24 protein-coding genes and 1 pseudogene are annotated in these 23708 nt (G+C 67.3%); 18 read left to right on the top strand and 7 right to left on the bottom strand.

Annotation, left to right across the window (positions count from 1 at the left end; all coding sequences use genetic code 11):
- Nucleotides 1-4: 4 nt before the first annotated feature.
- A complete protein-coding gene (gene trmB, locus LGN17_RS06110; RefSeq protein ID WP_226195551.1) occupies nt 5-772 on the top strand; it encodes a tRNA (guanosine(46)-N7)-methyltransferase TrmB in 768 nt (255 codons plus the stop codon).
- A 114-nt stretch (nt 773-886) separates the two neighbouring features.
- Here trmB and LGN17_RS06105 read toward each other — a convergent pair whose 3' ends face one another.
- The 3 genes from LGN17_RS06105 to LGN17_RS06095 all read right to left on the bottom strand — a co-directional run bounded on the left by LGN17_RS06105 (nt 887) and on the right by LGN17_RS06095 (nt 2693).
- Nucleotides 887-1717: an undecaprenyl-diphosphate phosphatase gene (locus tag LGN17_RS06105; RefSeq protein WP_175951568.1), complete on the bottom strand. Its 831-nt coding sequence runs from the start codon at nt 1715-1717 to the stop codon at nt 887-889.
- Nucleotides 1718-1797: 80 nt separating this feature from the next.
- Complete coding sequence (locus LGN17_RS06100) at nt 1798-2379, bottom strand: DUF1439 domain-containing protein (protein ID WP_175951567.1); 582 nt, start codon at nt 2377-2379, stop codon at nt 1798-1800.
- Nucleotides 2376-2693, bottom strand: coding sequence for a YkgJ family cysteine cluster protein (locus tag LGN17_RS06095; protein ID WP_175951826.1), 318 nt, complete (start codon nt 2691-2693; stop codon nt 2376-2378). The genes LGN17_RS06100 and LGN17_RS06095 overlap by 4 nt, the downstream gene beginning before the upstream one ends.
- 172 nt (nt 2694-2865) lie before the next feature.
- Between LGN17_RS06095 and hemN the strand changes: the two genes are divergently transcribed.
- The 16 genes from hemN to ureG all read left to right on the top strand — a co-directional run bounded on the left by hemN (nt 2866) and on the right by ureG (nt 17502).
- Nucleotides 2866-4260: an oxygen-independent coproporphyrinogen III oxidase gene (gene hemN / locus LGN17_RS06090; RefSeq protein ID WP_226195550.1), complete on the top strand. Its 1395-nt coding sequence runs from the start codon at nt 2866-2868 to the stop codon at nt 4258-4260.
- A 79-nt stretch (nt 4261-4339) separates the two neighbouring features.
- Entirely contained in the window at nt 4340-4597 is a 258-nt protein-coding gene (locus LGN17_RS06085) for a hypothetical protein (RefSeq protein WP_175951565.1), read from the top strand.
- A gap of 104 nt (nt 4598-4701) precedes the next feature.
- Nucleotides 4702-5355 (top strand): protein-L-isoaspartate O-methyltransferase family protein, encoded by a 654-nt coding sequence (locus LGN17_RS06080; protein ID WP_226195549.1) that lies wholly within the window; start codon nt 4702-4704, stop codon nt 5353-5355.
- Nucleotides 5356-5369: 14 nt separating this feature from the next.
- Entirely contained in the window at nt 5370-5693 is a 324-nt protein-coding gene (locus tag LGN17_RS06075) for a rhodanese-like domain-containing protein (RefSeq protein WP_226195548.1), read from the top strand.
- 415 nt (nt 5694-6108) lie between these two features.
- On the top strand, nt 6109-7416 hold the full coding sequence (urtA, locus tag LGN17_RS06070) for an urea ABC transporter substrate-binding protein (RefSeq protein ID WP_226195547.1): 1308 nt from the start codon (nt 6109-6111) through the stop codon (nt 7414-7416).
- 149 nt (nt 7417-7565) lie between these two features.
- On the top strand, nt 7566-9185 hold the full coding sequence (urtB, locus tag LGN17_RS06065) for an urea ABC transporter permease subunit UrtB (RefSeq protein WP_226195546.1): 1620 nt from the start codon (nt 7566-7568) through the stop codon (nt 9183-9185).
- Nucleotide 9186: 1 nt separating this feature from the next.
- Nucleotides 9187-10374, top strand: coding sequence for an urea ABC transporter permease subunit UrtC (gene urtC / locus LGN17_RS06060; RefSeq protein ID WP_226195545.1), 1188 nt, complete (start codon nt 9187-9189; stop codon nt 10372-10374).
- A complete protein-coding gene (urtD, locus tag LGN17_RS06055) occupies nt 10371-11228 on the top strand; it encodes an urea ABC transporter ATP-binding protein UrtD (protein ID WP_226195544.1) in 858 nt (285 codons plus the stop codon). Before urtC ends, urtD begins: the two co-directional genes overlap by 4 nt.
- 4 nt (nt 11229-11232) lie before the next feature.
- The gene (urtE, locus tag LGN17_RS06050) at nt 11233-11925 is read left to right on the top strand and encodes an urea ABC transporter ATP-binding subunit UrtE (RefSeq protein ID WP_226195543.1); all 693 of its coding nucleotides are present in this window, start codon (nt 11233-11235) and stop codon (nt 11923-11925) included.
- Nucleotides 11926-12067: 142 nt separating this feature from the next.
- Nucleotides 12068-12943: an urease accessory protein UreD gene (locus LGN17_RS06045; RefSeq protein ID WP_226195542.1), complete on the top strand. Its 876-nt coding sequence runs from the start codon at nt 12068-12070 to the stop codon at nt 12941-12943.
- 235 nt (nt 12944-13178) lie between these two features.
- Nucleotides 13179-13481 carry an urease subunit gamma gene (gene ureA / locus LGN17_RS06040; RefSeq protein WP_006406310.1) on the top strand — a complete coding sequence of 101 codons (303 nt, stop codon included), beginning with the start codon at nt 13179-13181 and terminating at the stop codon, nt 13479-13481.
- Nucleotides 13482-13491: 10 nt separating this feature from the next.
- Entirely contained in the window at nt 13492-13797 is a 306-nt protein-coding gene (locus LGN17_RS06035) for an urease subunit beta (protein ID WP_226195541.1), read from the top strand.
- Nucleotides 13798-13832: 35 nt separating this feature from the next.
- Nucleotides 13833-15539, top strand: coding sequence for an urease subunit alpha (gene ureC, locus LGN17_RS06030; RefSeq protein WP_226195540.1), 1707 nt, complete (start codon nt 13833-13835; stop codon nt 15537-15539).
- An 18-nt stretch (nt 15540-15557) separates the two neighbouring features.
- Nucleotides 15558-16169, top strand: coding sequence for an urease accessory protein UreE (gene ureE, locus LGN17_RS06025; protein WP_264165844.1), 612 nt, complete (start codon nt 15558-15560; stop codon nt 16167-16169).
- Nucleotides 16156-16836: an urease accessory protein UreF gene (locus LGN17_RS06020; RefSeq protein ID WP_226195539.1), complete on the top strand. Its 681-nt coding sequence runs from the start codon at nt 16156-16158 to the stop codon at nt 16834-16836. Before ureE ends, LGN17_RS06020 begins: the two co-directional genes overlap by 14 nt.
- An 18-nt stretch (nt 16837-16854) precedes the next feature.
- Nucleotides 16855-17502, top strand: a complete 648-nt coding sequence (gene ureG, locus LGN17_RS06015) for an urease accessory protein UreG (RefSeq protein ID WP_226195538.1) — start codon at nt 16855-16857, stop codon at nt 17500-17502.
- A 63-nt stretch (nt 17503-17565) separates the two neighbouring features.
- Here the strand turns inward: ureG and waaA are convergent, their stop codons facing one another.
- From waaA to LGN17_RS05995, 4 genes and pseudogenes are all read right to left on the bottom strand, one after another.
- The gene (gene waaA / locus LGN17_RS06010; protein WP_226195537.1) at nt 17566-18921 is read right to left on the bottom strand and encodes a lipid IV(A) 3-deoxy-D-manno-octulosonic acid transferase; all 1356 of its coding nucleotides are present in this window, start codon (nt 18919-18921) and stop codon (nt 17566-17568) included.
- 37 nt (nt 18922-18958) lie between these two features.
- Complete coding sequence (locus LGN17_RS06005) at nt 18959-19843, bottom strand: Kdo hydroxylase family protein (RefSeq protein WP_089483544.1); 885 nt, start codon at nt 19841-19843, stop codon at nt 18959-18961.
- Nucleotides 19844-19877: 34 nt separating this feature from the next.
- Nucleotides 19878-20873 (bottom strand): lipopolysaccharide heptosyltransferase I, encoded by a 996-nt coding sequence (gene waaC / locus LGN17_RS06000; RefSeq protein ID WP_226195536.1) that lies wholly within the window; start codon nt 20871-20873, stop codon nt 19878-19880.
- Between the two features lie 151 nt (nt 20874-21024).
- A pseudogene (locus tag LGN17_RS05995) lies at nt 21025-21796 on the bottom strand (IS3 family transposase); the annotation flags it as partial.
- A 224-nt stretch (nt 21797-22020) separates the two neighbouring features.
- Between LGN17_RS05995 and LGN17_RS05990 the strand changes: the two are divergent.
- Nucleotides 22021-23670: an FAD-dependent oxidoreductase gene (locus LGN17_RS05990; protein ID WP_226195535.1), complete on the top strand. Its 1650-nt coding sequence runs from the start codon at nt 22021-22023 to the stop codon at nt 23668-23670.
- Nucleotides 23671-23708: the final 38 nt, after the last annotated feature.

Below are 23708 nucleotides of genomic sequence, written 5' to 3'. Positions count from 1 at the left end.
ACCGATGATGCACGACGATCCGAACGAAGCCGGCCTGCCGCCGCACGACGACGCCATTCCCGACGAAGCCGCCGAAGGCACCGACGCAGTCAATCCGCTGCACCACCGCCGCATCCGCAGCTTCGTGACGCGCGCCGGCCGCGTGTCGACCGGCCAGCGCCGCGCGCTCGACGAACTCGGCCCGCGCTTCGTGGTGCCGTACTCGCCGGCGTTGCCCGACTGGAACGCGGTGTTCGGCCGCAGCGCGCCGCGCATCCTCGAGATCGGCTTCGGGATGGGCGCATCGACCGCGGAAATCGCCGCGAACCGCCCGGGCGACGACTTCCTCGGCGTCGAGGTGCATGAGCCGGGCGTCGGCGCGCTGCTGAAGCTGATCGGCGAGCAGGATCTGACGAACATCCGCATCATCCAGCACGACGCGGTCGAAGTGCTCGAGCACATGCTCGCGCCGGAAAGCCTCGACGGCGTGCACATCTTCTTCCCCGATCCGTGGCACAAGGCGCGCCACCACAAGCGCCGCCTGATCCAGCCGCCGCTCGTCGCGCATCTCGCGTCGCGCCTGAAACCCGGCGCGTACTTCCACTGTGCGACCGACTGGCAGAACTACGCGGAACAGATGCTCGAAGTGCTCGGCGCGGAGCCGACGCTCGAAAACACGGCCGCCGACTATGCGCCGCGCCCCGACTACCGCCCGGTGACGAAGTTCGAACGGCGCGGGCTGCGGCTCGGCCACGGCGTGTGGGACCTGGTGTTCCGCAAGCGCGCAGGCTGAGCCCTTCCGCCGAGGCGGCGCACGTCGCACCGCTCCGAAAGACAAAACGGCCCGACCGGCATCTGCCGATCGGGCCGTTTGCTTATGAAAGCGCGCCGGACACCGGCGCCCGCGTCACGCCCAGTTCAGCCAGCCGCTGTACCCGACCAGCAGCACGAAAAGCCCGAACCCGATCCGGTACCACGCGAACACCGTGAAATCGTGCGTCGCGACATAGCGCAGCAACCAGCGCACGCACACGAACGCGCTGACGAACGCCGCGACGAGGCCAAGCGCGAACAGGCCGAGCGAATCGACGGTGAACGCCTGCCAGTCCTTGACGGTTTCATAGAGCGTTGCGCCGAAGATGATCGGGATCGCGAGGAAGAACGAGAATTCGGTGGCGACGCGCCGGTCGAGGCCGAACAGCATCCCGCCGATGATCGTCGAACCCGAGCGCGACATGCCGGGAATCAGCGCAAAACACTGCGCGATGCCGACCTTCAACGCATCGAGCGGCGTCAGCGCATCGACCGACACCACGCGCGGCGGTTCGCTGCGCTCGCGCTGCCGCGCCTCGGCCCACAGGATGATCGCGCCGCCCACGACGAGCGCGAACGCGACAGGCACCGGCGAGAACAGCACGGCCTTGATCTTCTTCTCGAACAGGAGGCCGAGCGCGATCGCGGGAATCGTTGCGATCACGACGTTCAGCGTGAAGCGCCGCGCGTCGGGCCGGCTCGGCAGCCCGGACACGATGGACGCGATCCGCTGCCGGTATTCCCAGCAGACCGCGAGGATCGCACCGAACTGGATCACGACGTCGAACGTCTTCGCGTGTGAATCGTTGAAATTCAGGAAACTGCCCGCGACGATCAGGTGGCCGGTGCTCGACACCGGCAGGAATTCCGTCAGCCCCTCGACGACGCCGAGGATCAAAGCCTTGCAGATCAGGATCCAGTCCATCCGTGGCCCAACTCCGAAATGGTCGAATGAATGGGCCACTCACTCGCGCGCGACCCCCTACGGCCGAGCGCGGTTCGTCGTCATTTTTCGACGATCGCCACGCGTATGCCGTTTGTAAGAATCGTAATTGTACCGGGTTCGTAGTTCACCCCGGCAAATTGCAGTTGCTCGGGCTTGAACGTGTAGATCGGATAGTTGGTCAGCAACTGCGTCGCGAGCAGGCCGGCGGCCGCGCCGACCTGTTGCGCGTACATCTGCGCGTCGCCGTCGAGCGCGAGGCTGTCGACGGCCGGCGACTTCAGCACGACCGAGCGGCTCGGCGCGTCGTAAGCCAGCTGGCCCGACACCGTGAACTTGCCGCTGACGGGCGCACGCAGGAACGGGCTCGCGAAATGCGCGTCGAGCTGCACGGCCACGCGGTTCTGGTCGGGCAGCAGGTTGACGGCCGGGTTCGCGAGCGACACGTCGACAACCTGCGCGACCGTCTTCTGGTACGGGAACTTGCGCGCGACGGCTTTCTGCACGTCGCCGCGCGAGAACGTGTAGTGATCGGGGATGAACGGGAACGTCGACGCGCACGCGGCGAGCGAGAGCGTCACGCCGATGGCACCGACGGTTGCGGCGAGAAAACGGCGCCGGCCGGGCGCGCAAGGTACGGTCATGCTGGACACTCTCCTGGTTGCGACGGCCGCGTCGCGGCCTCGAGACGCGTAAGCCACGCGAGCGCGTCGTCGCGCGACGCGCCGCACATGTCCGCTGCCGGCTGCAACCCGGAACAGCACGCGGGCCGCTCGGGGCGGCCGAAGATCCGGCAGCGCAGGTCGTCGCCGAGCTGCACGCAGCGCACGCCGGCCGGCTTGCCGTCGGGCATGCCCGGTATCGGGCTGGAAATCGACGGCGCGATGCAGCACGCGCCGCAGCCCTCGCGACACGCATGCGGCGGCGGGACATCGGCAGGCGCCGGGCGGACAGGCATTTCGACGGACACTCGGCTCTCTCGAACGAACAACAAAAAACGGTGCGGCAACCGGACGCGGTGCCGGCAGCCCCACCCCGCATTGTGCCATCGCCGGCTGCGACGTTATTACACAATGCAGTCCAATCGCGCGTTTATATACTCGAAAGCATCTAAAAAGCGCGAGACCACCATGCGTTCCGGTTCTGCCGACACAATGTTCCGTCCCGATTTGCTCGCGAAGTACGGCGCGAACGGGCCGCGCTATACGTCGTACCCCACCGCGCTGCAGTTCCGCGACGATTTCGACCCAGCCGACTATGTCCGCGCGGCCAGCGACCCCGGCGCGTCGTCGAGCGAGCTGTCGCTGTACTTCCACATCCCGTTCTGCAACACCGCGTGCTTCTACTGCGGCTGCAACAAGATCGCGACCAACAACCGCCGCCGTGCGCGCCCGTATCTCGACCAGCTCAAGCGCGAGATGGCGCTGCAGGCCGCGCTGTTCGATCCCGCGCGCCCGGTCACGCAACTGCACTGGGGCGGCGGCACGCCGACCTTCCTGTCGGACGACGAAACGGCCGAGCTGATGGCGGCCACCCGTGAGCACTTCGCGCTCGCGCCGGACGCCGACGCCGAATTCTCGATCGAAATCGACCCGCGCACGGTCACGCCCGCGACGCTCGTCCACCTGCGCAACATCGGCTTCAACCGGCTGAGCCTCGGCGTGCAGGATTTCGATCCGGTCGTGCAGCAGGCGATCAACCGCATCCAGCCGCTCGCGATGACGGCCGACCTGCTCTCCACCGCGCGCACGACGGGCTTTCATTCGGTGAGCGTCGACCTGATCTACGGGCTACCGCACCAGACCGTCTCCGTGTTCGCACGCACGCTGGAAACGATCATCGAACTCGCGCCCGACCGCCTGTCGGTGTTCGGCTACGCGCACATGCCGCACCTGTTCAAGATGCAGCGTCAGATCGACGACGCGACGCTGCCGCCGCCGGAAACGCGCATCGCGCTGCTCGGCCTCGCGATCGACATGCTGACGTCGGCCGGCTACGTGTACATCGGGATGGACCACTTCGCGCGGCCGTCCGACGAGCTCGTGCGCGCGCAGCGCAACGGCACGCTGCAGCGCAATTTCCAGGGCTACAGCACGCGTGCGGATACCGACCTCGTCGGGTTCGGCGTGTCGTCGATCGGCAAGGTCGGCGACGTCTACGCGCAGAACGCGAAAGACCTGCCCGCGTACGGCGCCGCGCTCGACGCGGGCCGGCTGCCGATCGCGCGCGGCGTACGGCTCACGCCCGACGACCGGCTGCGCCGCGACGTGATCACGCAACTGATGTGCAACCTCGACCTGCCGTTCTCGCACGTCGAGGCCGCGCACGGCATCCGCTTCGCCGATCATTTCGCGCGCGAACTCGACGCACTGCGCCCGTTCGAGCGCGACGGGCTGCTGACGATCGCGGCCGACCGCCTGACGATCCATCCGGCCGGCCGGATGGTCGTACGCAACATCGCGATGGCATTCGACGCGTATCTCGGCCAGGCGCAGACGCAGCAGCGCTATTCGCGCACGGTCTGAATTCGACGGCCCCGGCCGGCCGCACGCGGGCGGCCGGTTTGATACAGTATGGGGCTTACGCCCCGCCAGAATCCGCACGATGCGCACCACCAAAGCGACCCACGCGGTCGAACGCCTGAAGACCCGCTCCGGCAACCCGCAATTCGCGGCCGTCGCGACGGCGGGCGGCCTGTTCTATCTCGTCGACCGCTCCGGCGGCGCCTCCGAGAAGCGCTGCGAGCCGCTGCCGCTCGACGAGTTCGTCAAGTTCGTCGACCAATTCGGCCCCCAAAAGCCGCGCAAGGCGAGCAAGCTCGACCTCGCGTTCGAGGCGCAGATCAAGAAGAGCAAGGGGTAAAGGTCTGTTGCAGGCCGCCCGAAGGCTCCCCGGCCGCCCCGTTTGGTACAATCACGAAGTTTCTCTATCCCCGCTGATGGCCGACCTGGCTGCGTGACCACACCATGAATATCGAAAACGCGCGTTTCAACATGATCGAACAACAGATCCGGCCGTGGGACGTGCTGGATCTCGACGTCCTGGGCCTGCTGTCGATCGTCAAGCGTGAAAACTATGTGCCGGCCGAATACCGCGATCTCGCGTTCGCCGACCTCGAACTCCCGCTGCCGGGCGGCAGCAAGATGCTGTTCCCGCGCGTCGAAGCGCGCGTGCTGCAGGAGCTGACGGTCAAGAAGCACGAGAACGTGCTCATCATCGGCGCCGGCTCGGGCTACCTGGCTGCGCTGTTCGCGCACCGCGCGCAGCACGTGACGGCCGTCGAGATCGATCCGACCAACGCGAAATTCGCGGAAGACAACCTGCGCAACGACGGCGTGACCAACGCGGAAGTCGTGCTCGGCGACGGTTCGCGCGGCTGGGCCGGCAAGGCGCCGTACGACGTGATCTGCGTCGCGGGCGGCCTGCCCGCCGTGCCGCAGGAAATGCTCGAACAACTGAAGGTCGGCGGCCGCCTCGCGGCATTCGTCGGCGGCCGTCCGGTGATGAAGGCGCAGATCATCACGCGCATCGACGACAAGCAGTACCGCGTCGCGGACGTGTTCGAAACGTACATCGACCACCTCGTCAACGCGATCGAGCCGTCGCGCTTCAAGTTCTGAGCGACGGAGCCACCATGCAGATCCTGACGGCCGCGATGCTCGCGGAATGGCTCGGCGACAAGGCGCGCCCCGCGCCGGTCGTGCTCGACGTGCGCGAACCGTGGGAAATCGCGACCGCGCACATCGCCGGCAGCATGTCGATCCCGATGCAGCAGATTCCCGCGCGCAGCGAAGAGCTCGACGACGAAGCGGAAATCGTCTGCGTGTGCCATCACGGGATGCGCAGCGCGCAGGTCGCCATGTTCCTCGAATCGCGCGGCTTCACGAAGCTGTACAACCTGCAAGGCGGGATCGACGCGTGGTCGCGCGACGTCGATCCGTCCGTGCCGCGTTACTGAGTTACTGATCCCGCCGGCGGCGCATCACGCGCCGCCGCACCGGCCGGCACCCTGCCGACGGTCACACTGATCCGCCGAACGGGCGCGCATGGCGCGCCCGTTTCTCTTTCCCGCTCCGGTTTGCTTCGGCATCGTCGCTCGTGGCGCGAAGTCATGGTGCACGGCCGTTCCCGCACGACGTGCAGGCGCAGGCACCGGAACGGGGAACCCAGACCGTGCACCATTTACGCCCGCGAACCTGCACCGCGACGGACCGGGCATGCTGCACGACGCGTCATGCGCACCGTCCCGACGCCACGTACCGCCCCGCGCAGGCACGCCGGACGTGCATCCGCACGACTGGCACATGCCTTGCGTTACTCCTTGGCCGACGCCTTCACGGCGCACGCATATCCAACACGTCAAGGGGAACCCGATGAAACGTCGCAGTCTGTTGAAGTTCGGTTCGATGGCCGGCGCACTCGCGCTCGCGGGCAAGAGCCCGTTCGTACACGCGGCCGATGCCGGCACCGGCCCGATCAAGGTCGGCATCCTGCATTCGCTGTCGGGCACGATGGCGATCTCGGAGACGTCGCTGAAGGACACCGCGCTGATGACGATCGCCGACATCAACAAGAGCGGCGGCGTGATGGGCCGCAAGCTCGAGCCGGTGGTGGTCGATCCCGCGTCGAACTGGCCGCTGTTCGCGGAGAAGGCGCGCCAGCTGCTCACGCAGGACAAGGTCGCGTGCGTGTTCGGTTGCTGGACGTCGGTGTCGCGCAAGTCGGTGCTGCCGGTGTTCGAGGAACTGAACGGCCTCCTCTACTACCCGGTGCAGTACGAAGGCGAGGAAATGTCGCGCAACGTGTTCTACACGGGCGCGGCACCCAACCAGCAGGCGATCCCGGCCGTCGAGTACCTGATGAGCGCGGAAGGCGGCGGCGCGAAGCGCTTCTTCCTGCTCGGCACGGACTACGTGTATCCGCGCACGACCAACAAGATCCTGCGCGCGTTCCTGAAATCGAAGGGCGTGAAGGACGCCGATATTCAGGAGGTCTACACGCCGTTCGGCCACAGCGACTACCAGACCATCGTCGCGAACATCAAGACCTTCTCGCAAGGCGGCAAGACGACCGTGATCTCGACGATCAACGGCGACTCGAACGTGCCGTTCTACAAGGAGCTCGGCAACCAGGGGATCAAGGCGACCGACGTGCCGGTCGTCGCGTTCTCGGTCGGCGAGGAAGAGCTGCGCGGGATCGACACGAAGCCGCTCGTCGGCCACCTCGCCGCGTGGAATTACTTCATGTCGGTGAAGAACCCGACCAACACGAAGTTCAAGGACCAGTTCGCCGCGTGGGTGAAGGCGAACAACCTGCCGGGCGGCGCGAAGCGCGTAACCAATGACCCGATGGAAGCGACCTATGTCGGTATCCACATGTGGAAGCAGGCCGTCGAGAAGGCGAAGAGCACCGACGTCGACAAGGTGCGCGTCGCGATGATCGGCCAGACCGTCGCCGCGCCGTCGGGCTTCACGCTCACGATGGACGGCAATCATCACCTGCACAAGCCGGTGATGATCGGCGAGATCCGCGGCGACGGGCAGTTCAACGTCGTGTGGAAAACCAAGACCGCGGTGCGTGCGCAGCCGTGGAGCCCGTACATCGCGGGCAACCAGGGCAAGCCGGACGTCGTCAGCTCGATCCCGGCGTTCCTGCGCCGGCAGCGCGCGGCGCTGGCCTGATGCAGGGTGGCGCGTCGCGCTTCACGCGCGACGTGCCGCTCGCACACCGATGCCGATATCGAAGCACCGGTCGCGCTTGCCGTGATGAACCGCCCGCGCCCGCGCATCGCCGCCGGCATCCGCTTCCCCTCGCCCGACAGGATTTCCCGATGCCTACACGCTTTCGCCGAGCCGCCGTCGCAATCGTCGCGTGCGCCGCCCTCGCGGGCGGGCTGCCACGCGCCGCGTTCGCGCTGACGGCTACCGATACCGCCGCGCTCGCCGGCGACGATTTCGACGCGAAGACGGCCGCGATCGAACGGCTCGCCGCCGACTCCGATCCGCGCGCCGTCGCGCTGCTCAACGCGCTGTCGACCGGCGACGCGCTCGCGACCGGCGACGGCCGCCTGCTGATCCAGACCGGCGACACCGCGCACGATGCGCTCACGCAAGCCGCGACGCCGGCCGGCGATGCGCAGCCGGTGATGCTGAACAACCTGCTGCGCACGAAGATCGCGGGCGCACTGTCGGGCCTCGCGCTCGCGTCGCCCGACGTCGCCGCGCGGCGCGACGCGATCGACGCGCTGCTGAAGACGCCCGACCCGGCGCTCAAGCCGATGATCGATCGCGCGCGCGCAAAGGAAACCGATCCCGCGCTGAAGCGCCGCCTCGACGCCCTGTGGGCGATCGCCGCGCTGCACGACGCCGATCCGGCGAAGCGCCTGGAAGCCGTGCAGGTGGTGGCGGCGCGCCGCGACCTCGACATGATCGAACAACTCCGCCCGCTCGTCGCGAAGAACGCGGACGGCAGCTATGCGGAGCCCGACGCGCGCGTACGCGACGCCGCGCAGCAAGGGCTCGATGCACTGCACACGCTGCAGCGCCGCGGCGAGATCGTCGGCACCCTGTTCGCCGGCCTGTCGCTCGGCAGCGTGTTGCTGCTCGCCGCGCTCGGCCTCGCGATCACGTACGGGCTGATCGGCGTGATCAACATGGCGCACGGCGAATTCCTGATGATCGGTGCGTACGCAACCTATGTCGTGCAGACGCTGATCCAGCGCTACGCGCCCGGCGCGTTCGACTGGTATCCGCTCGTCGCGGTGCCCGCGTCGTTCGCGGCGGCCGCGCTCGTCGGCATCGTGCTCGAACGGCTCGTGCTGCGACACCTGTACGGCCGCCCGCTCGAGACACTGCTCGCGACCTTCGGCGTGAGCCTGATCCTGATCCAGGCGACGCGGATGCTGTTCGGCGCGCAGAACGTGCAGGTCGTGAACCCGTCGTGGATGAGCGGCGGCGTGACCGTGATGCAGAACCTGATCCTGCCGTACAACCGGCTCGCGATCCTCGCGTTCGCACTCGCGGTGGTGTTCGTCGCGTGGGCCGTGCTGACGAAGACGCGGCTCGGCCTGTTCGTGCGTGCCGTCACGCAGAACCGCCGGATGGCCGCGTGCGTCGGCGTGAAGACCGCGCGCGTCGACATGTACGCGTTCGCATTCGGCGCCGGCATCGCGGGCCTCGGCGGCTGCGCGCTGTCGCAGATCGGCAACGTGGGCCCCGACCTCGGCCAGAACTACATCATCGATTCGTTCATGGCGGTCGTGCTCGGCGGTGTCGGCCAGATCGCCGGCACCGTGCTCGGCGGCTTCGGGCTCGGCCTCGCGAGCAAGGCGATCGAGCCGTTCTGGGGCGCCGTGCTCGCGAAGATCGCGGTGCTCGTGATGATCGTGCTGTTCATCCAGAAACGTCCTCAGGGCATGTTCGCCCTGAAGGGCCGCAGCGCGGAGGCTTGACGTGACTTCATTCACCCACTCGTTGTCGAACCCGGCCGCTGATGCGTCGACGCCGGCTGCCGCCGCACGCGCGGCCGACGGTTTCGCGCTCGGCTTGCCGCCCCGCCCCGCGCTGCTGTCGCGGCGCGCGTGGCTCGCGCTGATCGCGCTGTGTGTCGCAATCGGCATCGGCGTGCCGCTCGCCGCGCTCGTCGCGCCCGAGTCGAGCGCGTTCCATCTGTCCGCGTACGCGATGACGCTCACCGGCAAGCTGATGTGCTACGCGATCGCCGCGCTCGCGCTCGATCTCGTGTGGGGCTACTGCGGGATCCTGAGCCTCGGCCATGGCCTCTTCTTCGCGCTCGGCGGCTATGCGATCGGCATGTACCTGATGCGCGAGATCGGCCGCGACGGCAAGTACGGCAGCGACCTGCCCGACTTCATGGTGTTCCTCGACTGGCACCAGTTGCCGTGGTACTGGAGCGGCACGCAGCATCTCGCATGGGCGCTGCTGCTGGTCGTGCTCGTGCCGGCCGTGCTCGCCTGGGTGTTCGGCTTCTTCACGTTCCGCTCGCGCGTGAAGGGCGTGTACCTGTCGATCATCACGCAGGCCATGACGTTCGCCGCGATGCTGCTGTTCTATCGCAACGAGACGGGCTTCGGCGGCAACAACGGCTTCACCGACTTCAAGCGCATCGCGGGCTTCGCGATCACGTCGCCCGGCACGCGCACGGTGCTGTTGCTGCTGACGTTCGCGACGCTGGTGCTCGCGTTCATCGCCGCGCGCGCGATCGTCACGAGTAAGCTCGGGCGTGTTGTCACCGCGGTGCGCGACGGTGAGACGCGGCTGATGTTCCTCGGCTACAGCCCGCTCGCGTACAAGCTGTTCGTGTGGACCGTGTCGGCCGTGCTGTGCGGCATCGCGGGCGCGCTGTATGTGCCGCAGGTCGGCATCATCAACCCCGGCGAGATGTCGCCGGGCAACTCGATCGAGATGGCGATCTGGGTCGCGGTGGGCGGGCGCGGCACGCTGATCGGTCCGATCGTCGGCGCGTTCGCGGTGAACGGCGCGAAGAGCCTGTTTACCGCGTACTTCGCCGAATACTGGCTGTTCTTCCTCGGCCTGATCTTCGTGCTCGTGCCGCTGCTGCTGCCGCGCGGGATCATGGGCCTCGTCGAAACCGTGCTCGCGAAGGGGAAACGCGCATGAACGGAACGGCCCTCTACCAATTCACGCCGCCGCCCGAGGACGAACTGCTGGCCGTCAGCGGCACCGCATCGATGGGGCGCGTGGTGCCGCCCGGCATCGACACGTCGCACGGCACGATCCTCTACCTCGAGGACATCGAGGTGAGCTTCGACGGCTTCCGTGCGCTGAAGAAGCTGTCGCTCGCGATCGACGCAGGCGAGCTGCGCTGCGTGATCGGCCCGAACGGCGCCGGCAAGACGACGATGATGGACGTCATCACCGGCAAGACGCGCCCCGACGCAGGCAAAGTGTTTCTCGGCCAGACGCTCGACCTCGCGCGGATGAACGAGCCCGAGATCGCGCGCGCGGGCATCGGCCGCAAGTTCCAGAAGCCGACCGTGTTCGAGCAGCATCCGGTGTGGGAGAACCTCGAGCTCGCGATGCAGACCGACAAGGGCTGGCTCGCGTCGCTGCGGGCCCGGCTCGACCGATCCGCGCAGGCGAAGATCGAGGAGACGCTCGTACTGATCGGCCTCGAAAGCCACGCATTCCGCGCGGCCGGCGAACTGTCGCACGGGCAGAAGCAGCGGCTCGAGATCGGCATGCTGCTGATGCAGCGCCCCGCGCTGCTGCTGCTCGACGAGCCGGCGGCCGGGATGACCGACCACGAGACGATGGAGCTCGCCGAGCTGCTGAACACGCTGCGCGGCACCTGCTCGATGATGGTCGTCGAGCACGACATGGAATTCGTCGCGGCGCTCGCGGGCGACACCGGCCGCGTGACGGTGATGGCCGAAGGCGCGGTGCTCGCGCAGGGCACGCTCGACCAGGTCAAGCGCGACGACGCGGTGATCGAGTCTTATCTCGGACGATGATGCGATGCTGAAGATCGAAGCACTGAATCAGTACTACGGCGGCAGCCATATCCTGCGCAACGTGAACCTCGCCGCCGACGACGGCAAGCTCACCGTGCTGCTCGGCCGCAACGGCGTCGGCAAGAGCACGCTGCTGCGCTGCGTGATGGGCGTCGTCGCCGCGAAGAGCGGCAGCGTGTCGTGGCGCGGCACGGCGCTCGGCGCGTTGCCGCCGTATGCGCGCGTCGCGGCCGGGCTCGCGTACGTGCCGCAGGGCCGCGACATCTTTCCGCGTCTGACCGTCGAGGAAAACCTGCTCGTCGGCGCGGCGAGCCGCAAGGCGCCGTCGAAGGTGCCCGACCGCATCTACGACCTGTTCCCGGTGCTCAAGGACATGCGCGCGCGGCGCGGCGGCGACCTGTCGGGCGGCCAGCAGCAGCAGCTCGCGATCGGCCGCGCGCTGATGAGCGAGCCGCAGCTGCTGATCCTCGACGAGCCGACCGAGGGCATCCAGCCGTCGATCATCCAGGACATCGGCCGCACGCTGCGCCAGCTCGTCGACGAATCGAACCTGACGGTGCTGCTCGTCGAGCAGTATTACGATTTCGCGCGCTCGATCGCGGACCGTTACTGGGTGATGAGCCGCGGCGAGATCGTCGCGGGCGGAGACGGGCGCGACATGGAAACGAACGGCGTGCGGGAGTTGATCGCGGTGTGACGCCCGGCACGGCAGCGGGCACGGGCGACCGGTTCGCGGTGCGGCCGCACGCGGCGCTTTCAACGAACGCGGCATCTGCATTATTGTTCCGGTAGCATCCACGTTCTTCGCGCCCGTTTCCGTCGTTTCCCGCTCGCCGCCGATGTCCGCCTCCGATTCCCACGCCTCGCTGTCCCGCCCCGCCGTCGCCAAATCGTGGCGCGGCCGCCTCGAACTCGGCTTCGAGCGGCACGGCGCGCGCACGACACTCGCGCACCGGCTGCACGACGGCCCGCTGCGCGTGCAGCGGCCGCTGTACCCGGAAGGCGACGCGATCTGCCATGCGGTGATCGTCCACCCGCCGGGCGGCGTCGCGGGCGGCGACCGGCTCGACATCGACATCGCGCTCGGCGACGGCACGCATGCGGTGCTGACGACGCCCGGCGCGACCAAGTGGTACAAGTCGAACGGGCTGGACGCGACACAGCGCATCGGCATCACGGTCGGCGAACACGCGAAACTCGACTGGCTGCCGCAGAACAACCTGTTCTTCGACGCGGCGCACGCGTCGCTCGACTTCACGGTCAAGCTCGGTGCGGGCGCCAGTGCGATCGGCTGGGACGCGTCGCAGCTCGGCCGGCAGGCGGCCGGCGAAACCTGGTCGACGGGCCGCATCGCGTCGACTTCGGCGCTCGTCGACGCCGGCGGCCGGCTGCTATGGACCGAACGCGCGCTGCTCGATGCACGCGACCCGCTGCGCGGCGCGCTGCAGGGTCTCGCCGGCTTTCCGGCATACGGCACGCTGTGGGCCGCCGGCGCCGCGTGCGACGCCGCGCTCGCCGAATCGCTCGCCGCGCGGATGCCGTTCGACGCCACGCTGCGCGCGGGCGCCACCTGCGTGACGCCGGGCGTCGTGCTGGTGCGCGCGCTGTCGACCTCGATGGAAGCGCTGCAACGCTACTTCACCGACTGCTGGCTGCATCTGCGGCCTGTCGTGCACGGCGTCGACGCACGACCGCTGCGCCTCTGGCAAACCTGAGCGTGGTCGCGCCACGCACCGTTTCGGCGCGGCGTCGCGGCGAGCGCCGCACGTTGTTCATGCATCGCGCACCACGAACGCGCATCGCACTGCGTTCCATGCACATGGCACGCGCCTTGCTCCTTACATAACTGATACACGACGCACGCAAAACAGCGCGGTGCTACGATGATCCGCGCGTCCACCCGGTGCGTGCGCACCGATAAAAATTACGCTTTCCTGAACGTTTTCTTTCATGAAACTGACTCCCCGAGAGAAGGACAAGCTGCTGATCTTCACGGCGGCGCTGCTGGCAGAGCGCCGTCGCGCGCGCGGCCTGAAGCTCAACTATCCGGAGGCGGTCGCCTTCATCACCGCCGCGCTGATGGAAGCCGCGCGCGACGGCAAGACGGTCGCCGAGGTCATGCATTACGGCACGACGCTGCTCACGCGCGACGACGTGATGGACGGCGTGCCCGAGATGATTCCCGACATCCAGGTCGAGGCGACCTTCCCCGACGGCACGAAGCTCGTGACCGTCCACCATCCGATTCCGTGAGGCACCCCGCATGATCCCCGGCGAAATCCTCACCGACGACGGCGAGCACGAACTGAACGCGGGCCGCGAAACGCTCACGCTGACGGTCGCGAACACGGGCGACCGCCCGGTCCAGGTCGGCTCGCACTACCACTTCTTCGAAGTCAACGACGCGCTGTCGTTCGATCGCACGGCCGCGCGCGGCTTTCGCCTGAACATCGCGGCCGGCACGGCCGTGCGCTTCGAGCCGGGCCAGACGCGCACCGTCGAGCTGGTTGCGCTGGCGGGCGAGCGCGCCGTCTACGGTTTTCAGGGCAAGGTGATGGGGCCGCTCTGAGCCGCTCCCGCGCTTCTCTTCAGGAACAGCACGACATGACACTACGCTTGAGCCGCCGCGCGTACGCGGAAATGTTCGGGCCGACGACGGGCGACCGCGTCCGGCTCGCCGATACCGAACTGCTGATCGAGATCGAACGCGACTTCACGACCTACGGCGAGGAAGTGAAATTCGGCGGCGGGAAAGTGATCCGCGACGGGATGGGGCAGTCGCAGCGCGTGGCCGCCGACGTGCCCGACACGATCATCACGAACGCGGTGATCCTCGATCACTGGGGCATCGTGAAGGCCGACATCGCGATCAAGCACGGCCGCATCGCCGCGATCGGCAAGGCCGGCAATCCGGACATTCAACCGGGCGTGACGATCGCGATCGGCGCCGCGACCGAAGTGATCGCCGGCGAAGGGCTGATCGTGACCGCGGGCGGCATCGACACGCACATCCACTTCATCAGCCCGCAGCAGATCGACGAGGCGCTCGCATCGGGCGTCACGACGATGCTCGGCGGCGGCACGGGGCCCGCCACCGGCACCAACGCGACGACCTGCACGCCGGGCCCGTGGCACATGGAGCGGATGCTGCAGGCCGCCGACGGCTGGCCGATCAACCTCGGCTTTCTCGGCAAGGGCAACGCGAGCCTGCCGCAGCCGCTCGTCGAACAGATCGCGGCCGGCGCGATCGGGCTGAAGCTGCACGAGGACTGGGGCACGACACCCGCCGCGATCGACAACTGTCTTTCCGTCGCCGACGACACCGACACGCAGGTCGCGATCCACACCGACACGCTCAACGAAGGCGGCTTCGTCGAATCGACGGTCGCCGCGTTCAAGGGCCGCACGATCCACACGTACCACACCGAAGGCGCGGGCGGCGGCCATGCGCCCGACATCCTGAAGGTGTGCGGCGAATCGAACGTGCTGCCGTCGTCGACCAATCCGACGCGCCCGTACACGATCAACACGCTCGACGAGCATCTCGACATGCTGATGGTGTGCCATCACCTCGATCCGTCGATCGCCGAGGATCTCGCGTTCGCCGAATCGCGGATCCGCCGCGAGACGATCGCGGCCGAGGACATCCTGCACGATCTCGGCGCGCTGTCGATGCTGTCGTCCGATTCGCAGGCGATGGGCCGCGTCGGCGAGGTGATCATCCGCACCTGGCAGACCGCGCACAAGATGAAGGTGCAGCGCGGCGCGCTGCCGGAAGACAACGCACGCAACGACAACTTCCGCGCGAAGCGCTACGTCGCGAAGTACACGATCAACCCGGCGCTCACGCACGGCATCGCGCACGAAGTCGGCTCGATCGAGCCCGGCAAGTGGGCCGACCTCGTGCTGTGGGAGCCGGCGTTCTTCGGGATCAAGCCGTCGATGATCCTCAAGGGCGGGATGATCGCGATGGCGCAGATGGGCGACCCGAACGCGTCGATTCCCACGCCGCAGCCGGTCCACTATCGCGAGATGTTCGCCACCCGCGGCGGGGCGCTCGCGCGCACGTCGCTGACCTTCGTGTCGCAGATGGCCGCCGATGCGGGCATCGCGGAACGCTACGGCCTCGCGAAGCGGATCGTGCCGGTGCGCAACTGCCGCAACGTGACGAAGGCCGACATGATCCACAACGCATGGCGCCCGTCGATCAGCGTCGATCCCGAAACCTACGACGTGATCGCCGACGGCCAGTTGCTCACCTGCGAGCCGGCCACGGTACTGCCGATGGCGCAGCGTTATTTCCTGTTCTGATATCCGGTTTTTCGTTTCATGCGCACCCTCGACAAACGCATTGCCCCGAACGTGAAACTCGCCGCGTCGCTCGTCGCGCGCGCGCCGACGCTCACGCTCGCCTACGACGCCCGCTGCAAGAGCCGCCTCGCGGCGACGCTCGACACCGGCGAGGACGTTGCGGTCCTGCTGCCGCGCGGCACGATCCTGCGCGACGGCGACGTGCTCGTCGCCGACGACGGCGCGCTCGTGCGCATTGCCGCGGCGCCCGAAGCCGTGCTGCGCGTGCGCGCGGCCGATCCGCTCACGCTGATGCGCGCCGCGTACCACCTCGGCAACCGTCACACGCCGGTCGAGATCGGCGACGGCTACCTGAAGCTCGAAGCCGACCCGGTGCTCGCGGACATGCTGCGCCGGCTCGGCTCGCAGGTCGAGGAGATCCTTGCGCCGTTCCAGCCGGAAGCCGGCGCGTACGGCGGCGGCCACAAGCACGGGCACGATGCGACGTTCGCCGAGGATTACGCGCTCGCGCAGCAAGTGTTCGGCGAGCATCACGGCCACTCGCATTCGCACGACCACGACCACGACCACGACCACGACCATCAACATGGTCCCGGTTGCGCGCACGGCCACGGCCATGACCACCACTGAACTCGTCGCGCTGCTGCACCTTGCGTCGCCGGCGCTGCCGATCGGCGCGTTCAGCTATTCGCAGGGGCTCGAAGCGGCGCTCGACGCAAACCTGATCCACGACGCGGATACCGCGCGCGACTGGATCGCGAGCGGCCTGACCGACGTGCTCGCGCACGGCGAGCTGCCGTTCCTCGCGCACCAGCTCGCGCGCTGGCACGCGCACGACGCGGCGGCGCTCGTCGCCGAGAATGCGTGGTTCATCGCGAGCCGCGAATCGTCCGAACTGCGCCGCGAGACCGAACAGATGGGCTGGTCGCTCGCGCAGCTCTGCGCGTCGCTCGAATGGGGCGATGCCGCGCGCCGCATGACGCTCGCCGCGATGACGCCAATCGCGCTGCCCACTGCATTCGCATACGCAGCCGCCGCGCACGACGCGAGCGCCGAAGCGGTACTCGCCGCGTACGCATTCGGCTGGGTCGAGAACCAGACGTCCGCCGCGCTGAAGGCCGTGCCGCTCGGCCAGCTCGCCGGGCAACGCATCATCGTCGCGCTGCGCGGCGCGATCGACGCGGCCGTACGCCGCGCGCTCGCGACGCCGCCCGACGCCGTCAACACGTTCGCGCCGCAGCTCGGCATCCTGTCCGCGCGGCACGAAACCCAGTATTCGCGGTTGTTCCGCTCCTGAACCACGACGCCCCACGCCATGAACGCACCTGCTCCCTCCCCCGCCCGCCGCACGAAGAAACTGCCGCCGCTGCGCGTCGGCATCGGCGGCCCCGTCGGCTCCGGCAAGACCACGCTGCTCGAAATGCTGTGCAAGGCGATGCGCGACCAGTACGACCTCGTCGCGATCACCAACGACATCTATACGAAGGAAGACCAGCGGCTGCTGACGGTCGCGGGCGCGCTGCCCGAGGAACGCATCATGGGCGTCGAGACGGGCGGCTGCCCGCACACGGCGATCCGCGAGGATGCGTCGATCAATCTCGAGGCCGTCGACCGGATGCTGTCGCGCTTTCCCGATACCGACATCGTGTTCATCGAATCGGGCGGCGACAATCTCGCGGCGACCTTCAGCCCCGAGCTGTCGGACCTGACGATCTACGTGATCGACGTCGCGGGCGGCGAGAAGATTCCGCGCAAGGGCGGCCCCGGCATCACGAAGTCCGACCTGCTCGTGATCAACAAGACGGATCTCGCGCCGCTGGTCGGCGCGAACCTCGACGTGATGGCGTCCGACACGAAGAAGATGCGCGGCGAGCGGCCTTACGTGATGACGAACCTGAAAGCGCTCGAAGGCGTCGCGGACGTCATCGCGTTCATCGAGAAGAAAGGCCTGCTGACGGTCTGAGCAGCGCGGCGGCGCGATACGGTGCCGCCACGCATGCCCACGGCGGCATTGCGCCGCCTTTCCCTACTCGTCGGACGTGTCCTGCGCATCCTGCAGCGCGCGCCCGCCACGCTCGGCGGGCGGCAGCAGTGCCGCGAGCACGTCGACCGTGCGTGCGGTCGCGCCGCGGTGGCGCGACGCGAACGCCGCGCCGGCCGCGCCCATCGCGATGCGCCGCGCCTTGTCGGCGAACAGCGCATCGAGCACGTGCGCGAGATCGAGCGGATCCTCGACCTGCAGCGCCGCACCGGCGGCGACCGCGTCGGCGGTCGCCTGCGTGAAGTTGAACACGTGCTTCCCGATCAGCACCGGCACGCCGACCGCGCATGCTTCGATCAGGTTCTGGCCGCCGAGCGGCAGCAGGCTGCCGCCGATGAACGCGATGTCGGCCGCCGCGTAATACGCGCCGAGCTCGCCCATCGAATCGCCGAGCAGCACCGTCACGTCGTCCGGCAGCGGCTCGGCAGCCGGCCTGCCGGATGCGAGCGCCACCTTGTCGGCCGCCCAGACGGAGCGCCGCACGCACTTGGGCCCGCTGCGCTCGACGAGCGCCTCGACCTCCGCGAAGCGCTGCGGATGACGCGGCACGAGCACCAGCAGCGCACCGGGCGTGCGCATCGCCGCGAAGGCGTCGAGCACCAGCGCTTCTTCGTTCTCGCGCGTGCTCGCGGCAACCCACACGGGCCGCGCGCCAATCGCGTCGCGCCACGCATGGCCGCGCGCCGCGAGTTCGGGCGGCGTCGCCATGTCGAACTTGAGGTTGCCGAGCACGGTCACGTTGCGTGCGCCGAGCGACGTCAGCCGCTCCGCGTCGGCCGGGCTCTGCGCGAGCACGCGCGAGAAGCCGCCGAACACGTCGTGCGTCGCCGCGCCGAACTTCGATGCACGCCGGAAAGAACGCGCGGACATGCGCGCATTGGTGAGCACCAGCGGCACGTCCGCACGGCGGCACTCGTCGATCAGCGTGGGCCACACCTCGGTTTCCATCACGAGGCCGAGCGTCGGCCGCCACGCGCGCAGGAAACGCCGTACCGCGCCGGGCATGTCGTACGGCAGGTAGCAGCGCAGCACGCGGTCGCCGAAGATCTGTTCGCCGGTCGCGCGGCCGCTCGGCGTCATGTGCGTGAGCAGGATGCGCGCATCGGGGCGTGCGTGCATCAGCGCGTCGATCAGCGGCTGCGCCGCGCGCGTCTCGCCGACCGATACCGCATGCACCCAGATCAGCGGCGCGCGGTCGTCGCGCGAGCGGCCCGCCACGTAACCGAACCGTTCGCCGATGTGCTCGCGATAGCCGCGCTCCTTGCGCGAGCGCACGCAAAGCCGGATCACGGCGATCGGTGCGACGAGCCACCACAACGCGCGATAGATCGCCCTCAGCATGTAACAGCCCTTGTCTTGCTTCGGAGAAGATGCGCGCTCAAACCAGCGCCCTGCCCTTCAGGCGTTCGAGAATGCCGAGCGGCGCGCATTCGCGGCGGACCATCGCGTCGACCGGCAGGAAGAAGGTCTGTTCGAGCATGAACTGGCCGGACATCACAGCGTGCGAAGTCTGATCGGAGAAACATATCCACACGCTGCCCGGCGGGAACGGCATCGTCTGCTGCGGGCAGGTTTTCTGGTAGTCGAGATCGGCCTTCATGCTGTCGTGCAGGTTCAGCATCAGGTGGTCGTACGCGCTGCGCGGCGACTTCGTCACGTGCAGCAGGTTCAGCAGCCACGCAGCGCCCGGCAACTGCGGCTTGATGTGCGGCAGGAAGCGCTTCGCGACATCCTCGAACGGCTCGCCGACGCGCCACACGCGCGGCACGCCGGCCGGGTTCACGTTCGTGAACACGCGCAGGATGCGCTCGCCGTAGTTCGGTCGCGACGGGAACGCGTCGACGTGCAGCCGGCTGTCGTCCTTGCGCCACGACGTCTGGCGCGTCTCGACCTGCATCAGCCGCAGGCTCGTCGGCGCGACGCGCAGCTTGCCGCGGTATTCGGGAAAGAGGCCGTCGACGAGCGTGCCGGCCTGCTGCTGGAAACGCGCGACGAGCGCGCGCACCGCCGACTGCGTGACGCTGTCGCCGAGCACGCCGGCAAGCGCGCCGCCGTTCGGCGCGAGGCTGATGTTCTTGCGTTTCGGGTCGGCGAGCGCCGGATCGAGCAGCGCTTCCTCGCCGCCTTCGATCGCGAAGCGCAGGTGCGGGAAATACAGCACCTTGCCTTCCTCGACGGCGGCCAGCAGCTGCTCGCGCGGCGCCGACAGGTTGTGTCCGCTCCAGTCGGCGGACGGGACTTCGATGATCTGGGATTCGCTCATGTTCGGTTCGCGTGGGTTCGCGCGTGTGACAGCGTTACAGGAGACCGAAGCCCGCGAGCGCCGACTTCACCTGCGCGATCGACGGGGGTTGCCCCGCCGTGCCGAGATTGACGACGTTCGGCGACCAGTAGCCGCCGGTCCGCCAGGCCGTCGCGAAATTGTACAGTTCGACCGTCGGACGCTTCAGCGCGGCCGCGATGTGAACCAGACCTGTATCAACCCCGACGGTCGCGGCCGCGCCGTCGATCAGCCCGACCACCGCCGGCAGCGACAGCCGCGGCGGCACGATCGCCGCCGCGCCGAACTCCTTCGCGAGCCGCTCGCTGGTCGCGCGCTCCGCGTCGTTGCCCCACGGCAGCACGAGCGACGCGCCGCGCCGTACGAGCGCCTGGCCGAGTTCGATCCACGCGGCGTCCGGCCACTGCTTGTCGGCACGCGACGTCGCATGGACGAACACCACGTACGGCACCGGCAGGTTCAGGCCGAGCGCGGCCACCGCGAGCGCCGCCGCGCGCGTATCGAGGCCGAAGTCGACCGGATCGGCCGGCGTTGGCGCCGGGTCGCCCAGCGCGGCGGCGACGAGTTGCCGCGAGCGCTCGACGACATGCGTGCGCGGCGCGATCGGCACGCGCTTGCGATAGATGAAGCGCACCGGCCACTCGTAGCCGGCGCCGTCGGTACGATTGCCGAGCCCGACGAGCGGGCCGCGCGCCCAGCTGGCGACCCAGGCCGTCTTGATGAGGCCCTGGCAGTCGATCACGAGGTCGTATTGCTCGGCCGCAAGGCGCCGGCGGAACGTGCGAATCTCGCGCCACGTGGCGCCGGAGAACGGCTTCTTGCGCCAGCGGCGCAGCGAGAACGGCAGCACGTTGCGCACGCCGTCGACGAGCTTGACCAGGTCGACGAAGCTTTCCTCGACGAGCCAGTCGATCTGCGCATCGGGGTGGCGGCGCCGGATATCGGCGATCACCGGCATGTTGTGCACGACGTCGCCCAGCGACGACACGCGTACGATCAGGATCTTTTGCACGCTGAAAAAACGCCGGCAGGCAGCCGGCGACAGGCAGAAAGACGCGATTTTATCGCGCCCGGGGGGCCGATCAGGCGAAAAACTGAGGTCGGACTGAATTAGTAGCGGTCACCCGGTTCACGAGCAGTTGATAGGTCAACGCACAGTGTTACGACCCGCGATCAGTGTGGCGAATCAGACCTGCAGGCGGCCGGCGAGTCGCGACAGCGCGAAACACGTCCTGCGTGACCAGATGTTTCGTCACCCGTTCGCTCATCGCGTAACCGGCGATTTCACCGCGGTGCGGGTCCCTCAGGCCGGCAGGACACAACCAACCCTCATCGATCGCGATAGAGGTGATGTCACCAGACTTGATTGGGCATCGTCACCGAGACATCTTGGTTCAGCGGATTCGACGCGACAGGCAGGCCGTGCTTCGAATTCGTCGTGGCCTTGAACCGGCGCTTCTGCTTGGCAGCGCTGTCCCGGTTTTCTGCGCAGCCTCTTGACCCGGGGCAAGCCGATTCGCACGTCACGTTCCTCCAGATGTCACCGCAGGCGCTCGGGCCTAAAACTTTCCCGGATTCGCCGGTGGACCGTGAGCACCTCCGCTTCCAGGGCGAAGTTCCTGCTACGTTCTTTCGGGCGACTTGCGCTTGAGCCATACATGGTGGCCGCTCACCGGTACGCCCAGCACTCGGCACACTGGCGGCACGGGGTAGTCTCGTCGCATTTGTTCAATCCGCACCTCACCTCGACGCCTTCGCGAAGTACGTCTCGAACCTTTTGAGGAGATCGCGCTCCGTTCTGACCTCGACCAGCTAACGCTTGACCTGTGCCAGCTCGGCCTCCATTTCTGTCAGTGGCTTCCGGTGTCGGTCGACGACATCTTTCAGCTTGCCGGCCTTCGTCGCCCCCCGCCCCCGGTTTGCCAGCATCTTGATCTGCCCCTCACCCTCTCCTGCCCCGTTTCACCACTCCTCGCGCGGCAAGGATCCGCAGGGTTTCAGGCGATAGTTTTGTGTCATCCGCAAGTGATAAACTCCGCGCACCTTTCGTAATACATCGTAACTTTTTTAATACGTCGTAATATTAAAGGCGCTCGCCGAGCCCGGCTCCTCGTCGCTCGATTCATCTAAACCTATTTCTCTAACACTCGCGCAGTCACATGTTCGTAGTATTCGATAGTGTTGCAAGCAGATTGCTGCTGGTCGGTTCGGTGCTCATTCTCGCGGCATGCGGCCACGGTACCGACGATGAAACACAGGGGACGCCCGCTCCGCCCGTCGCCATGCCCGTTCCGGCGCCAGGATCCGACCCTGCCGATGTTCTCGTCTACGGTGCGACGCCTGGCGGTATATCCGCGGCACTGGAAGCCGCGAAATTGAAAAAGCGGGTCGTCATTCTGGAACCGACGAAACACGTCGGTGGCATGACGACGAGCGGGATCGGCGTGACAGACGCTTATCCCCAGGATCGTCTATGGGCAATGGGCGGTTTCGCGCATCGTTTCGTCGACACGGTAAACACGCGCTACGGGAAGACCTGGACGATGGGCGGCATATTTCACGAGCCGCATGTCGCCGAGAGCATTCTGCTGAAGATGCTTGCCGACGCCCCGTCCGTTTCCGTCGAATACGGTGCCGAACTGGCGAGCGTTCAAACCGATAATCACGAGATCAAGGTCGTCCAGACGAGCAACGGACATAGTTACGCGGCGAAGATATTCATCGATGCGAGCTACGAAGGCGATTTGCTCGAGAAGGCCGGCGTCGACCATACGCTCGGGCGCGAAGCGAAATCACAATATGGCGAACCCCTCGCCGGCGTTGGCCCCATTTCCATCAAGGACGGGGCGCGCGTGGATCCCTACGTTGTGCCAGGTCACCCGGACAGCGGATTGCTTCCGCATGTGGCGCCCAACAATCTCGGCGCGCCGGGCACGGCAGACTCGGCCGTGCAGGCATATGGCTATCGACTTTGCCTCACTGCGGATAAGGGAAACCAGATTCCCGTCGTCAAACCGGCCAACTACGATCCCAAGGAATTCGAACTGCTGGGGCGCGTCGCCGTGGCTCACCCGGAAATCGTCAAGACGTTCAACTACATCGCCAACGTTCCGATTCCCAACAACAAGTTCGACGTCAATAGCCTCGGCCTGCTATCTACGGACGAGATCGAGGGAAGCGCGGAGTATGCCAATGCGAATGCGAACGGTCGTCGTCAAATCGAGGCGGAGCACAAGCGTTATACGCTGGCGCTCCTGACGTTTCTCGCGACGGATCCCCGCATTCCGCCTAACGTACGCGAAGACGTTCGCTCGTGGGGGTTCTGCAAGGACGAGTTCCAGGATAACGGCGGGTTCCCATGGCGCCTTTATGTACGGGAGAGTCGCCGGATGGTCGGTAGCTACGTGATGACACAGCACGATCTGTACACGGAAACCAGGATCCCGGATCCCATTGGTCTCGGTGCGTTCCCAATCGATCAGCATACGGTCAATCGTATTGCGGTAGACGGACAGGTCGGTACCGAAGGCGCCATTTGGCAGCCACTGCCGCGTCCGTACCCGATCTCGTATCGATCGATCACCCCCAAGTACAGCGAGATTCGGAATTTGCTCGTGCCGGTTGCACTGTCCGCGTCGCACGTCGCGTATTCATCGATACGCGTCGAGCCGACCTTCATGATTACCGGTCAGGCGGCCGGTGCCGCCGCAGCGCTCGCCATTGATTCGCGAAGCGATGTTCAAAACATCGACTATGCAAAGCTGTCCGCGATACTGGTGAACGAAGGTGCGGTGTTGGCGAACAGATGACGCCGACGGGACAGCATGGCTGCTTGTACTTTCCGAGG

This window comes from Burkholderia sp. AU30280 (assembly GCF_020420125.1).
Classification (GTDB): domain Bacteria; phylum Pseudomonadota; class Gammaproteobacteria; order Burkholderiales; family Burkholderiaceae; genus Burkholderia.
The sequence above is the reverse complement of the archived record's forward strand: the minus strand, read 5'-3'. Positions and strand labels throughout refer to the sequence as shown.

Bases quoted from the DNA above. Each gene is read 5' to 3' on its own strand.
- hemN (WP_226195550.1), top strand. From the start codon at position 2,866: ATGCGTTCCGGTTCTGCCGACACAATGTTCCGTCCCGATTTGCTCGCG.
- LGN17_RS06035 (WP_226195541.1), top strand. From the start codon at position 13,492: ATGATCCCCGGCGAAATCCTCACCGACGACGGCGAGCACGAACTGAAC.
- urtA (WP_226195547.1), top strand. From the start codon at position 6,109: ATGAAACGTCGCAGTCTGTTGAAGTTCGGTTCGATGGCCGGCGCACTC.
- urtD (WP_226195544.1), top strand. From the start codon at position 10,371: ATGAACGGAACGGCCCTCTACCAATTCACGCCGCCGCCCGAGGACGAA.
- ureA (WP_006406310.1), top strand. From the start codon at position 13,179: ATGAAACTGACTCCCCGAGAGAAGGACAAGCTGCTGATCTTCACGGCG.
- ureG (WP_226195538.1), top strand. From the start codon at position 16,855: ATGAACGCACCTGCTCCCTCCCCCGCCCGCCGCACGAAGAAACTGCCG.
- LGN17_RS05990 (WP_226195535.1), top strand. From the start codon at position 22,021: ATGTTCGTAGTATTCGATAGTGTTGCAAGCAGATTGCTGCTGGTCGGT.
- LGN17_RS06020 (WP_226195539.1), top strand. From the start codon at position 16,156: ATGACCACCACTGAACTCGTCGCGCTGCTGCACCTTGCGTCGCCGGCG.
- urtB (WP_226195546.1), top strand. From the start codon at position 7,566: ATGCCTACACGCTTTCGCCGAGCCGCCGTCGCAATCGTCGCGTGCGCC.
- LGN17_RS06085 (WP_175951565.1), top strand. From the start codon at position 4,340: ATGCGCACCACCAAAGCGACCCACGCGGTCGAACGCCTGAAGACCCGC.
- LGN17_RS06075 (WP_226195548.1), top strand. From the start codon at position 5,370: ATGCAGATCCTGACGGCCGCGATGCTCGCGGAATGGCTCGGCGACAAG.
- LGN17_RS06080 (WP_226195549.1), top strand. From the start codon at position 4,702: ATGAATATCGAAAACGCGCGTTTCAACATGATCGAACAACAGATCCGG.
- LGN17_RS06100 (WP_175951567.1), bottom strand. From the start codon at position 2,379: ATGACCGTACCTTGCGCGCCCGGCCGGCGCCGTTTTCTCGCCGCAACC.
- ureC (WP_226195540.1), top strand. From the start codon at position 13,833: ATGACACTACGCTTGAGCCGCCGCGCGTACGCGGAAATGTTCGGGCCG.
- LGN17_RS06005 (WP_089483544.1), bottom strand. From the start codon at position 19,843: ATGAGCGAATCCCAGATCATCGAAGTCCCGTCCGCCGACTGGAGCGGA.
- LGN17_RS06105 (WP_175951568.1), bottom strand. From the start codon at position 1,717: ATGGACTGGATCCTGATCTGCAAGGCTTTGATCCTCGGCGTCGTCGAG.
- urtE (WP_226195543.1), top strand. From the start codon at position 11,233: ATGCTGAAGATCGAAGCACTGAATCAGTACTACGGCGGCAGCCATATC.
- trmB (WP_226195551.1), top strand. From the start codon at position 5: ATGATGCACGACGATCCGAACGAAGCCGGCCTGCCGCCGCACGACGAC.
- LGN17_RS06045 (WP_226195542.1), top strand. From the start codon at position 12,068: ATGTCCGCCTCCGATTCCCACGCCTCGCTGTCCCGCCCCGCCGTCGCC.
- waaA (WP_226195537.1), bottom strand. From the start codon at position 18,921: ATGCTGAGGGCGATCTATCGCGCGTTGTGGTGGCTCGTCGCACCGATC.
- ureE (WP_264165844.1), top strand. From the start codon at position 15,558: ATGCGCACCCTCGACAAACGCATTGCCCCGAACGTGAAACTCGCCGCG.
- LGN17_RS06095 (WP_175951826.1), bottom strand. From the start codon at position 2,693: ATGCCTGTCCGCCCGGCGCCTGCCGATGTCCCGCCGCCGCATGCGTGT.